This is a genomic window from Citrobacter sp. R-1.5.2, from assembly GCF_035064245.1.
In the GTDB taxonomy this organism is placed as follows: domain Bacteria; phylum Pseudomonadota; class Gammaproteobacteria; order Enterobacterales; family Enterobacteriaceae; genus Citrobacter.
The window spans coordinates 85391-98062 of the sequence record NZ_JASEYC010000009.1 but is presented as its reverse complement, the minus strand read 5'-3'; the positions used below and the strand labels follow the sequence as shown (position 1 = coordinate 98062).

Genomic DNA, 12672 nt, shown 5'->3' with positions numbered 1-12672 from the left:
CAGTTAAGATGCGCACTGAAAAACGGTTCTCTGTTAGACTTCAGAGAAACTCTCTCTACATTATGGCATTTGCGATGAAAGTAATCTCACAAGTTGAAGCGCAGCGTAAGATTCTGGAAGAAGCGGTCTCGACAGCACTGGAATTAGCGTCAGGTCAGTCGGATGGCGCGGAAGTCGCTGTAAGCAAGACCACGGGTATTAGCGTCAGCACCCGTTATGGTGAAGTGGAGAACGTAGAATTCAATAGCGATGGTGCGCTGGGGATTACGGTTTATCACCAGAACCGTAAGGGCAGCGCATCGTCCACCGATTTAAGCCCACAGGCGATTGCGCGCACCGTGCAGGCCGCGCTGGATATCGCCCGTTACACTTCACCGGATCCGTGTGCAGGCGTGGCTGATAAAGACCTGCTGGCCTTTGATGCACCCGATTTAGACCTGTTCCATCCGGCGGAAGTCACGCCTGATGAAGCTATCGAACTGGCGGCGCGCGCTGAACAGGCAGCGTTGCAGGCGGACAAACGCATCACCAATACCGAAGGCGGCAGCTTTAACAGCCACTATGGCATCAAAGTGTTTGGTAACAGCCATGGCATGTTGCAGGGTTACTGCTCTACGCGTCACTCTCTTTCCAGCTGCGTGATCGCTGAAGAAAATGGTGATATGGAACGCGATTATGCCTACACCATTGGCCGTGCGATGGGCGATCTGCAAACGCCGGAATGGGTGGGGGCCGACTGTGCTCGCCGCACGTTATCGCGCCTGTCGCCGCGTAAACTCTCCACCATGAAAGCACCGGTTATTTTCGCCAATGAAGTGGCGACCGGGCTGTTTGGGCACCTCGTCGGCGCCATTGCGGGTGGCTCGGTATATCGTAAATCGACCTTCCTGTTGGACTCGCTGGGCAAACAAATTCTGCCGGAATGGCTGACCATTGAAGAACATCCGCACCTGCTGAAAGGGCTGGCCTCTTCGCCATTTGACAGCGAAGGCGTGCGTACGGAACGCCGTGACATTATTAAAGATGGCGTGCTGACCCAGTGGCTGCTGACCAACTACTCTGCGCGTAAGCTGGGGCTGAAGAGCACCGGCCATGCGGGCGGAATTCACAACTGGCGAATTCCGGGGCAGGGACTAAGCTTCGAGCAGTTGCTCAAAGAGATGGGCACCGGCCTGGTGGTGACTGAGCTGATGGGGCAGGGCGTGAGCGGTATTACCGGGGATTACTCGCGCGGCGCGGCGGGCTTCTGGGTTGAAAATGGCGAAATTCAGTACCCGGTGAGCGAAATTACCATCGCCGGTAACTTAAAAGATATGTGGCGAAATATCGTCACCGTCGGTAATGATATTGAAACCCGCAGCAATATACAGTGTGGTTCGGTACTGTTGCCGGAGATGAAGATCGCCGGGCAGTAATACCCGTCATACTTCAAGCTGCAGCTCGAATGATTTAGGGTATCTGGCGTTATTTTTTAATAATAAAAAGGAAGTGAGCAATGCGTAAACACCTGTTAGCGATCGTCGCGGCTTCAACGCTGGTTCTTGGTTCTTCTGCCTTTGCAGCCGATCTTGAAGACGACATGGGGATCCTCAACGACAACCTGAAGATCGTTGAAAAAACGGATAACGCGACCGAGCTAAAAGATGCGTTAACTAAAATGCGTACAGCTGCGCTGGATGCACAGAAGGGAACGCCACCGAAGCTGGAAAGCAAATCCCCTGATAGCCCGGAGATGAAAGATTTCCGCCACGGTTTTGACACGCTGATCGGCCAGATCGACGGTGCGCTGAAACTGGCGAATGAAGGTAAAGTCTCAGAGGCGAAAGCCGCAGCGGAAGAGCTGAAAACCACCCGCAACGCTTACCACAAGAAGTATCGTTAATTTATGTATCCGGCCTGCGCAACCGTAGGCCGGATAAGACGCGACAGCGTCGCCCTCCGGCACCACTCTCACCCATAAGTAAACGTTATCCCCATCACATTATTTAACTTTTAACGCCAACCCGTTTTTCCTGCCGCTTGCGGTTTCCCTGCTATCTCGTGCGATCTCCATCACGTTATCCAAGGGGAAAATAACCAATCCCGCCCTTTTTGCGGCACAGATCACTGTCGCTGCGTCCGTTTCCACTTCGAAGTGGAAAACAACTCGCTACAAACTTTTAACCTCCACCGCTACTTTACCCTCAGAGCCATTAGTGGGGTAAGACGAGTGAATAACGGAGCTGTAATGAATGACATGGGGGAATCGGTGGAACTGGCCGACCGCATGCTGGCGCAGGTGTATGCCTTGCTGCGTGAACGCCACATTATTCCCAACGCAGTACAGGAACAGATGCTGACATCGCACGTTCGCGCCATGGCGCACCGCTCGGTCACGGGTGAACCGCTACCTGAAGTCGATTCCAGCTTATTTGATGAAATATCTGCCGAATCAATGGCGCTTGCCCGCGACGTCGTCGCCGAGTTTGGCAATCTTCCTGAGGAAGAGGCCTGGCTGCTGTCGGTGCACTTCGAAGTCGCGAAAGACAACCTTTAAGGAGCAAAAGATGGAACAGATTACCGTAGTGATTGGCGATCGTCTGGGTAAAGGCCAGAAAGTGGCGGCAGGTGTTGAGAAAGCAGGCGGCCGTGCGGTTGTGGTACCGGGCGTTGCCGCTGATATGAAGCTGGGCGATGTGATGAAAGCGGAAAATGCCACCTTTGGCATCTCGTTTTGCGGCAGCGGCGGCGCGGGGGCTATCACTGCACAGACCAAATACGGCTACAAGGCGAAGTATGGTATGCGCTCGGTTGAAGAGGGCGTGACCGCCATCAACGAAGGTTGCAACGTGCTGGGGTTCGGCTTTATGGACAAAGAAGAGCTCGGCGAGCGCCTGGTACAGGCGTGGCAAAAGAAATACGGCGCTTAAGTATGAAAGAGCAATTCACCACCACGGTGAGAGTCACTGGCAAGGGCGAAGCCAAAGCGCGCGCCTTTGCCGATGCCCTGAACCACGTTCAGGCTGCGGTGATGAAAGCATCGCCGCATATCTTACTGCGTATTGAGCCACAGGATGTGCAGGTCGTTCAAGCGCGTGAAACGGTGCGCAAAGAGGCGTTTTTATTCCTCTTTCTACGCCGGGAAAGACGCACTTTCAGCGTGGAGCTGGATGTGACTGTCAACGTGACTGCCATCAATCTCGACAAGGTGGATTTCGTTACGCAACGCTGATTCTCTATTAAAAGGCATAATTATGTTCCTGATAATATTAATAAAATCGCTCATCATCGGCGCGCTGGTTGGCGTCGGTGTCGGCGCTGGGGCTGCACGCATGTTTCATGCGCCTACCACTCAAGGGATGGGCGCATTTCGTACCCTTGGGGAACTGAATTCCTGTGAAGGGGATCCGGCTTCTCACTTCTCGTTCGGCCTGGGCTTCTTCTTTAACGCCTGGGCTTCTTCCGTTGCGGCGGGGGCGTTCACTCAGGACGTTGACCACCGCATCATCCCCAACTGGGGTGCCGCCGCGCTGATGATCAAAAATCGCAACGTCGGTGAAACGCTGCACGATCCTAAACGCATGGCGATTGCTTGTGGCGTCATTGGCATGATCGTTGTGACGTTCCTGAACCTTACCGCATCATCCGTACCCGAAGCATTGCAGGTTACCGCCGTTAAGGTGCTGGTTCCCGCAGCCAACCTGCTGGTCAACACGGTAATGCCGGTGATCTTCTGGCTGGCGGCGATCGATGCCGGTAAAAAATCTGGCTTCTGGGCGACCGTTTTCGGTGGTGCAGCACAGCTGATTATGGGTAACGCCGTTCCGGGTCTGGTCCTCGGTATCCTGATTGGTAAAGGTGTTGAAGAGAGCGGCTGGAACCACGTCACCAAAGTGATGATGGTGGCTATCGTCGCGCTGTTCGTCCTGAGCGGCTTCTTCCGCGGCTTCGATATGAAGATGATCGAATCTTTCCATCTGACCGTGCCTAACTGGCTGGAACTGATCCACAACTCGCTCAGCGGCAAATAACGGAGGCCATCATGGAACAAAATAAAGGTTTTTGGTTTGCCGACTGGTCGTTCCCGATCTTCGTTGGCCTGCTCTCTTCTGGCGTCTTTGCCGGAACGCACATGTACTACCTGTATGGCATTGGTGCATTCAACGAAGTGGCATTCGTGGCGATGCTTAAAGCGGGAATGGATACCGGCTCCTACGGCGCGGTAGCGGCTTTTGGTGCAAGCTTCCTGTTTGCCCGCATCATTGAAGGGTCTCTGGTGGGGATTCTGGACATCGGCGGGGCGATTCAGACCGGTGTTGGGTTAGGCGTTCCGGCGCTGCTACTGGGGGCGGGCATTATTTTCCCGGTCGCCAATTTTGCCGCCTCACTGGTCACCGGTCTGGTGATTGGTCTGGCGATTGGCTACATCATCATTCTGGCGCGTAAGTTCACCATCAATCAGAGCGACTCGACCTACGGGGCTGACGTGATGATGGGGGCCGGCAACGCCTCCGGCCGCTTCCTTGGGCCGTTGATTATCCTCAGTGCCATGACGGCCTCTATTCCTATCGGGATCGGCTCTCTGGCGGGCGCACTGCTGTTTTACCTGTGGCAGAAACCAATCACCGGCGGTGCGATCCTTGGGGCGATGATCCTCGGTTCCATCTTCCCTATTGCCATTAGTTGATGGTGTGCCGTTGTAGGCCGGATAAGGCGCAGCCGCCATCCGGAAATGACGCCTGATGGCGCTGCGCTTATCAGGCCTACACGACCGCCCCCATTTCAACAGGAGAGAGACATGTTTGATTTACTCCTGCGCCATGCGCGTCTGGTTGACGATACGGTGAGTGATATTGCGCTAAAGGACGGCAAAATTGCGGCGCTGGGCGACATTGATAGCCCGGCGGCAAACATCATCGACTTACGCGGCGAGTGCTACGTCAGCGCAGGCTGGATTGATTCCCACGTCCACTGTTATCCCAAATCCCCGATTTATCATGACCAACCCGACAGCGTGGGCATTGCCACCGGCGTCACTACGGTGGTGGATGCGGGCAGCACTGGCGCTGATGATATTGACGATTTTTACACGCTGACGCGCGATGCAGCCACTGAAGTTTATGCACTGCTGAATATCTCCCGCGTTGGGCTTATCGCGCAGAACGAGCTGGCTAACATGGCCAATATCGACGCCGATGCGGTGCAGCAGGCGGTGAAACGCCACCCCGATTTTATCGTGGGTCTGAAGGCGCGCATGAGCAGCAGCGTGGTCGGTGAAAATGGTATTACACCGCTGGATCGGGCTAAAGCGATGCAGGCGCAGAACGGTGACCTGCCGCTGATGGTGCACATCGGCAACAACCCCCCGGATCTGGATGAGATTGCCGAACGCCTGATGGCGGGCGACATCATCACCCACTGCTACAACGGTAAGCCAAACCGCATTCTGACACCGGAAGGTGAGCTGCGTGCATCGGTGACACGGGCGATTTCGCGCGGGGTTCGTCTGGACGTTGGGCACGGTACAGCCAGCCTCAGCTTTGCGGTGGCGAAACGCGCGATCGAACTGGGTATTCTGCCGCACACCATCAGTTCCGATATTTACTGTCGCAATCGCATCAGCGGCCCGGTGCATTCCCTGGCGAATGTGATGTCGAAGTTTCTCGCTATCGGCATGTCACTGCCACAAGTTATTGAATGCGTAACCGCTAATGCGGCCGATGGTCTGCGGCTGAAAAACAAGGGCCGACTGCAGGTGGGGCTGGATGCCGATCTGACCCTCTTTGCGCTGAAACGCCAGCCTGGCGTGCTGGTAGATGCCGAAAACGACAGCCTGCAGGCTGAACAATTGCTGGTGCCGCTTGCCGCAATACGTGCGGGTAAGGGCTATATGACCGAACAAGGGAGCGCGGAACATGCCTTCGATTTTTGAGAAATACGATTTAAAACAGGTGATTAATACCTCTGGCCGCATGACGGCACTGGGTGTCTCCACGCCGCGACCAGAGGTGGTTGAGGCTGCAATGGCCGGGATGAATCAATACTTCGAAATGAAAGATCTGGTCAACAAAACCGGTGAGTACATTGCGAAATTGCTGGATGTGGAAGGGGCTACCGTCGTTTCCTGTGCCTCGGCAGGGATTGCCCAGTCGGTGGCGGCGGTGTTGGTTAAAGACAGTGACTGGCTATTGGAAAACCTGCACGTGACGCCTGTCGATAACAACGAAATCGTGCTACCCAAAGGCCACAACGTTAACTTCGGCGCTCCGGTTGGCGCGATGGTGGCGCTCGGCGGCGGTAAGTTAGTGGAAGCGGGCTATGCCAACGAATGCTCGGCGGCGCAGCTGGCTGCGGCTATTACACCGCGCACGGCGGCCATTCTGTATATCAAATCTCACCACTGTGTACAGAAAAGCATGCTCAGCGTAGAGCAGGCTGCGGTGGTCGCTCGCACGCATAACCTACCGTTGATCGTCGATGCGGCGGCGGAAGAGGATTTGCAATGTTACTACCGTGTCGGCGCGGACCTGGTCATTTACAGCGGTGCGAAGGCGATCGAAGGGCCAACCAGCGGTCTGGTGATTGGCAAAACGCAGTATGTTGAATGGGTCAAACGCCAGACGGCGGGCATTGGCCGGGCAATGAAGGTCGGCAAAGAAGGCATCCTCGGTTTGACCTGTGCTATCGAACTGTACCTAAGCGCGCAGAAAGAGAGCGGCGCAGAGATGGTAGAAAAAATGACGCCGTTTATAGAGGCGTTGAATGCCCTGAATGGCGTGAGCGCTCGTGTCGTGTGGGACAGTGCAGGGCGTGACATTGCACGTACAGAAATTAAGTTTGACGAAGCGGTAACCGGTATCGCCACGGGCGAACTGGTCGACGCGCTGAAACAGGGGGAGTATGCGATTTACTTCCGTGGTTACAAAGCCAATGAAGGCATCATTGAGGCGGATGTGCGCAGCGTCGATCGTGCGCAACTGGAGATTGTGGCTCGCCGGATTGCTGAAGTGATTTCGCAGGAGAAAAAAGCATGAAATTAACCCCTAATTTTTACCGCGATCGCGTCTGTCTGAACGTGCTGGCAGGCTCCAAACAGAACGCCCGGGATATTTATGCGGCGGCGGAAGGACACGTGCTGGTTGGCGTGTTGTCAAAAAATTACCCCAACGTTGAAAGCGCGGTTGCGGATATGCGTGAATACGCGGCGCTTATTGACAATGCACTGTCTGTGGGGCTGGGGGCGGGCGATCCGAACCAGTCGGCAATGGTCAGTGAAATTTCCCGCCAGGTGCAGCCTCAGCATGTTAATCAGGTGTTTACCGGCGTGGCAACCAGCCGTGCGTTATTGGGCCAGCAGGATACGGTAGTCAATGGTCTGGTCTCGCCAACGGGTACGCCGGGCAGGGTGAAAATTTCCACCGGTCCGCTAAGCAGCCAGGCACCAGACGGCATTGTGCCGGTTGAAACCGCGATTGCTCTGCTCAAAGATATGGGCGGTAGCTCAATTAAGTACTTTCCGATGGGCGGTCTGAAATGCCGTGACGAATACATCGCGGTCGCGCAGGCCTGCGCCCGCCACGACTTCTGGCTTGAGCCTACCGGCGGTATAGACCTGGAAAATTTCGCGGAAATCCTGCAGATCGCCCTTGATGCTGGAGTGAGCAAAATCATTCCTCACATCTATAGTTCGATTATTGATAAGGTGAGTGGCGATACCCGTCCGCAGGACGTTCGCCAACTGCTGGCGATCACCCGCGCCTGCGTAGGCTAATTAACAGATGAGGAAACTGACGTGAGATTCCCCAACCAACGTTTAGCGCAGCTGTTTGACATGCTGCAAAACGAAGCGCTCCCGCAGGATGAGCTGGCGCAGCGGTTGTCGGTTTCTACACGCACCGTACGTGCGGATATTACGGCGCTAAACGCGCTGCTTACCCAGTACGGCGCGCAGTTTGTTCTCAGCAGGGGCAGCGGTTACCAGCTTAAAATTGATGACCCGGCAAGTTATCACTCCCTGCAAACGCAGCAGCCTGAAACGTTGCTGCGCATCCCGCGAACCAGCCAGGAGCGGGTACACTGGCTGGTGGTCCGTTTTCTGACGTCGGCCTTTTCACTGAAACTTGAAGATTTAGCTGATGAATGGTTTATCAGTCGTGCGACGCTGCAAAACGATATGGCCGAAGTCCGTGAACACCTGCAACGTTATCATCTGACGCTGGAAACACGTCCCCGGCATGGCATGAAGCTGTTCGGCAGCGAGATGGCGATTCGCGCCTGTTTGACCGATCTGCTATGGACGCTGGCGCAGCAGGATCCGCAGCATCCGTTAGTGACGCAAGAGGCGCTGAATGCCGGGATCCCTGAACAGCTACAACCGATTTTACAGGATATTTTTGCCCGTTTTCATATTCGACTGACCGATGAGGGCGAGCTGTTTCTGCGCTTGTACTGTGCGGTGGCTATCCGGCGGATTAGCGAAGGGTATCCACTGCCTGAATTTGCCGCTGAAGAAACTGAACAGGCGGTGTGCCTGGCGGCAAGAGAGATTGCGGGGATTTTGCACCAACTGGCAGACAAGCCGCTTTCCGCGTATGAAGAAAACTGGCTTCAGGTACACATTGCCGCCCGTCAGGTACAGGAGATTGCGCCCAGCGCCATCAATGCCGATGATGACGAAGCGCTGGTCAATTACATCCTGCGTTTTATCAACACCCAGTACAACTACAACCTGCTGAATGACCAGCAATTGCATGCCGATCTGCTGACACATATTAAGACAATGATCACCCGGGTGCGTTACCAGATAATGATCCCTAATCCGTTGCTGGAAAATATTAAACAGCACTACCCGATGGCATGGGATATGACGCTGGCCGCCGTGTCAGGTTGGGGAAAATACACGCCGTATACCATCAGTGAAAATGAGATCGGCTTTCTGGTTCTGCATATTGGCGTTGGGCTGGAACGTAGTTACAACATCGGTTACCAGCGTCAACCGCGTGTGCTGTTGGTCTGTGATGCGGGAAATGCGATGGTGCGGATGATTGAAGCGGTGCTGGCGCGAAAATATCCGCAGATTGATATTGTGGGCACCGTGACGCTACGCGACTACGAACAGCGTGAAAGCATCAGCGAAGACTTCGTTATTTCTACCGCGCGGATCGGTGAAAAAGATAAACCCGTAGTGATGATTGCGCCGTTCCCTACTGACTATCAACTGGAGCAGATCGGGAAACTGGTGCTGGTGGACCGAACCCGTCCGTGGATGCTGAACAAGTTTTTCGATGCCGCCCACTTTCGTATTATCGACGGCACCATGGATCAGCAGACGCTGTTCAAAACGTTATGCCACCAGTTGCAGGATGAAGGTTTTGTCGACGCGGAGTTTCTTGATTCGGTTGTTGAACGTGAGGCCATTGTCAGCACCATGTTGGGCGACAGCATTGCTCTGCCGCATGCGCTCGGCTTGCTGGCAAAGAAAACGGTGGTCTACACCATCCTCGCCCCGCAGGGTATTGCCTGGGGCGATGAAACGGCACACGTGATTTTCTTGCTCGCCATTAGTAAAAGCGAATACGAAGAAGCGATGGCCATTTACGATATTTTCGTCACCTTCCTGCGTGAACGCGCCATGACGCGGCTCTGCGCGTGTCAGAATTTTGCCGAGTTCAAAACGGTTGCGATGGAGTGCGTCAGTCGTTTTTGAGAGGCGGAAAACAGAATATTAACCGCCTGGAGATTAACGTAAATGATGTACAACCTGGTTGCTGCTGCCGCGCCAGATCAGCGCCGGGTCTTTGAGGTCCTGCACAAATTTGCCATCAACCAGCACGTTGATGAGATCCACCACCTGCATCTGCGCGGCATTGAGTTCATCGAGCTTGTAACCGGTCCATACCCAGATGTCTTTCCCCGGACATTCAGCGCGAATACGCTGTACCAGTTTCAGGATATCCGGCACGTTTTGCGGATGCAGCGGATCGCCGCCGGACAGCGAGATCCCCTGACGGTGAATACGCGTATCGTTAAGATCGGCAACGATCTTGTCTTCCATCTCTTTGGTGAATGGCAGACCGGAGTTTAACCGCCAGGTGCTTTTGTTATAGCAGCCAGGGCATTCATGCACGCACCCGGAAACAAACAAGGTGCAGCGGGTGCCGGGGCCGTTAACGATATCGACGGGATAATATTGGTGGTATTGCATAGAAGATGTCCAGAAAGCATGTAGGCCGGATAAGGTGCTTGCACCGCATCCGGCAACATTGTGATGCCTGATGGCGACGCGATTGCGTCTTATCAGGCCTACGGCCTTTGCAAACGGAAATTAACCTATCTGCCCGTTACCTAAATGCTTAACGCGGCGCTTCACTTCTTCCTGCTTACCGGCGTTAAACGGACGGGCGTCCGGGCTGCCTAAGTAACCGCATACGCGACGGGTTACCGATACGCGCGCGGCGTCGTGGTTACCACATTTCGGGCAGGTGAAGCCTTTGCTGGTGCATTCGAACTCACCAGTAAAGCCACATTCGTAGCACTCATCGATTGGCGTGTTGGTCCCGTAATACGGCACGTGCTGGTAGCTGTAATCCCACACGTCTTCCAGCGCTTTCAGGTTGTGCTGAATATTCGGGTACTCGCCGTAGCAAATGAAGCCTCCGCTTGCCAGCGGCGGGTACGGCGCTTCGAAATCGATTTTGTCGTACGGGTTTACCTTCTTCTCTACATCAAGGTGGAAGCTGTTGGTGTAGTAACCTTTGTCGGTTACGCCTGGCACCACACCAAATTCGGCGGTATCGAGACGGCAGAAGCGGTCACACAGGTTTTCACTGGGTGTGCTGTACAGGCTGAAGCCGTAGCCGGTCTCGTCTTTCCACTGATCGACTGCCTGACGCAGGCGTTCCACAATGGCGATAGCTTTGGCGCGAAGCTGCTCGCTGTCGTACAAGTGTTTGTCGCCAAACAGCGCGTTGATGGTTTCGTGAATGCCGATGTAACCCAGAGAAATCGATGCGCGACCGTTTTTAAAGATTTCAGACACGTCATCGTCTGCTTTCAGACGCACGCCGCAGGCCCCTTCCATATACAGGATCGGTGCAACGCGGGCCTTCACGCCTTCCAGACGCGCAATGCGGGTCATCAGTGCTTTACGTGCCAGCACCAGACGATCGTCGAGCAGTTTCCAGAAGGTGGCTTCATCGCCATGAGCTTCCAGCGCGATACGCGGCAGGTTGAGGCTGATAACGCCTAGGTTATTACGGCCATCGTGAATCTGTTCGCCGTTCTCGTTTTCCCATACACCCAGGAAGCTGCGGCAGCCCATTGGCGTTTTGAACGAGCCGGTCACTTTCACTACCTGATCGTAGTTCAGGATATCCGGATACATACGCTTGCTTGCGCATTCCAGCGCCAGCTGTTTAATGTCGTAGTTTGGATCGCCAAACTTGTGGTTCAGACCGTCACGAATCGCGAATACCAGTTTCGGGAAGACGGCTGTTTTACGGTTTTTACCCAGTCCCGCGATGCGGTTACGCAGAATGGATTGCTGGATCAAGCGGGATTCCCAACTGGTCCCCAGGCCAAAACCAAAGGTGACGAATGGCGTCTGACCATTAGCGGTATGCAGGGTATTCACTTCATACTCAAGGGACTGGAATGCGTCATAGCACTCTTTCTCGGTACGGGAATGTGCATAACCATCAGCATCCGGGATCTGCCACTCTTCAGCGGTTTTACGGTGTTTATTAAAGCTCTCGGTCACGAATGGCGCGAGGACTTCATCAATACGGTTGATCGTGGTGCCGCCATAAATATGGCTGGCAACCTGCGCGATGATTTGTGCAGTGACGGCGGTTGCGGTCGAGATGGATTTTGGCGGCTCAATCTCCGCGTTACCCATCTTAAAGCCCTGTGTCAGCATACCTTTCAGGTCGATCAGCATGCAGTTAAACATCGGGAAGAACGGCGAGTAGTCGAGGTCGTGATAGTGAATATCACCACGCTCGTGTGCCTGGACGACATCACGCGGCAGCAGGTGCTGGCGCGCATAATGTTTGGCGACGATACCCGCCAGCAGGTCACGCTGGGTCGGGATCACTTTGCTGTCTTTGTTGGCATTTTCATTCAGCAGAGCAGAGTTGGTTTGCTCAACCAGACCACGAATTTCCTGGTTCAGACGGCCACGTTTTTCACGCTGTATATCACGGTCGTGGCGATATTCGATGTACGCACGGGCGAGTTGTTTGTACGGACCAGACATCAGTTGGTTTTCTACCGCGGTCTGGATCTCGTTGATATCGACCTGGCTGCGCTCATTCATCTGACTGCTAACGACTTCTGCGACGGTGGCACAGTAATCTGCGTCATCGACTCCCGCTGCTTTAGCTGCACGCAGAATGGCTTCTTTGATGCGCTCTGATTTAAACGGCACTTTACAGCCATCTCGTTTCATCACATGCGGTGTCATGATCACTCCATATTTATAAGAACAGGTTATCCACAGAGGTTGGGGAAGCGGCCATGGGTTTATTCATCTATCAGGCCAATGACTTCCCGCAATCCCGACCCACTTTATCCACAATTCCACCGCTAACCGGGGAAATGTCGTTGTAGCAATTGTAGTCGATTAATACAACATATTGGGTCGGCGTGCATTTTAAGTTCTATATGTAGTGATTTGCATCAAGGATGTTTACG

13 protein-coding genes are annotated in these 12672 nt (G+C 54.3%); 11 read left to right on the top strand and 2 right to left on the bottom strand.

The genetic code is table 11. The annotated features are described in order from the left end of the window. The first annotated feature begins 62 nt into the window (after positions 1-62). The 11 genes from pmbA to QMN38_RS16570 all read left to right on the top strand — a co-directional run bounded on the left by pmbA (position 63) and on the right by QMN38_RS16570 (position 9685). Entirely contained in the window at positions 63-1415 is a 1353-nt protein-coding gene (pmbA, locus tag QMN38_RS16620; protein WP_271440312.1) for a metalloprotease PmbA, read from the top strand. 80 nt (positions 1416-1495) lie between these two features. Beyond that, positions 1496-1882 (top strand): cytochrome b562, encoded by a 387-nt coding sequence (gene cybC / locus QMN38_RS16615; RefSeq protein WP_005134218.1) that lies wholly within the window; start codon positions 1496-1498, stop codon positions 1880-1882. Positions 1883-2227: 345 nt separating this feature from the next. Beyond that, positions 2228-2536: a glycine dehydrogenase gene (locus QMN38_RS16610; protein ID WP_323605395.1), complete on the top strand. Its 309-nt coding sequence runs from the start codon at positions 2228-2230 to the stop codon at positions 2534-2536. 10 nt (positions 2537-2546) lie between these two features. Further along, entirely contained in the window at positions 2547-2909 is a 363-nt protein-coding gene (locus tag QMN38_RS16605; RefSeq protein WP_137383954.1) for an SFCGS family glycine-rich protein, read from the top strand. Positions 2910-2911: 2 nt separating this feature from the next. Beyond that, on the top strand, positions 2912-3211 hold the full coding sequence (locus QMN38_RS16600) for a DUF4312 family protein (RefSeq protein ID WP_038636649.1): 300 nt from the start codon (positions 2912-2914) through the stop codon (positions 3209-3211). 22 nt (positions 3212-3233) lie between these two features. Then, entirely contained in the window at positions 3234-4010 is a 777-nt protein-coding gene (locus QMN38_RS16595) for a DUF4311 domain-containing protein (protein ID WP_003025764.1), read from the top strand. An 11-nt stretch (positions 4011-4021) separates the two neighbouring features. Beyond that, positions 4022-4666, top strand: coding sequence for a DUF4310 family protein (locus tag QMN38_RS16590; protein WP_003830379.1), 645 nt, complete (start codon positions 4022-4024; stop codon positions 4664-4666). 111 nt (positions 4667-4777) lie between these two features. Continuing rightward, a complete protein-coding gene (locus tag QMN38_RS16585) occupies positions 4778-5911 on the top strand; it encodes an amidohydrolase/deacetylase family metallohydrolase (protein WP_323605394.1) in 1134 nt (377 codons plus the stop codon). Next, positions 5895-7013, top strand: coding sequence for a DgaE family pyridoxal phosphate-dependent ammonia lyase (locus tag QMN38_RS16580; RefSeq protein ID WP_323605393.1), 1119 nt, complete (start codon positions 5895-5897; stop codon positions 7011-7013). Before QMN38_RS16585 ends, QMN38_RS16580 begins: the two co-directional genes overlap by 17 nt. Continuing rightward, positions 7010-7750, top strand: a complete 741-nt coding sequence (dagF, locus tag QMN38_RS16575; RefSeq protein ID WP_271440315.1) for a 2-dehydro-3-deoxy-phosphogluconate aldolase — start codon at positions 7010-7012, stop codon at positions 7748-7750. Before QMN38_RS16580 ends, dagF begins: the two co-directional genes overlap by 4 nt. A 21-nt stretch (positions 7751-7771) precedes the next feature. Beyond that, complete coding sequence (locus QMN38_RS16570) at positions 7772-9685, top strand: BglG family transcription antiterminator (protein WP_323605392.1); 1914 nt, start codon at positions 7772-7774, stop codon at positions 9683-9685. Positions 9686-9718: 33 nt separating this feature from the next. Here the strand turns inward: QMN38_RS16570 and nrdG are convergent, their stop codons facing one another. Continuing rightward, positions 9719-10183 carry an anaerobic ribonucleoside-triphosphate reductase-activating protein gene (nrdG, locus tag QMN38_RS16565; RefSeq protein ID WP_271440317.1) on the bottom strand — a complete coding sequence of 155 codons (465 nt, stop codon included), beginning with the start codon at positions 10181-10183 and terminating at the stop codon, positions 9719-9721. A 120-nt stretch (positions 10184-10303) separates the two neighbouring features. Continuing rightward, on the bottom strand, positions 10304-12442 hold the full coding sequence (nrdD, locus tag QMN38_RS16560; RefSeq protein WP_003844922.1) for an anaerobic ribonucleoside-triphosphate reductase: 2139 nt from the start codon (positions 12440-12442) through the stop codon (positions 10304-10306). Positions 12443-12672 lie beyond the last annotated feature (230 nt).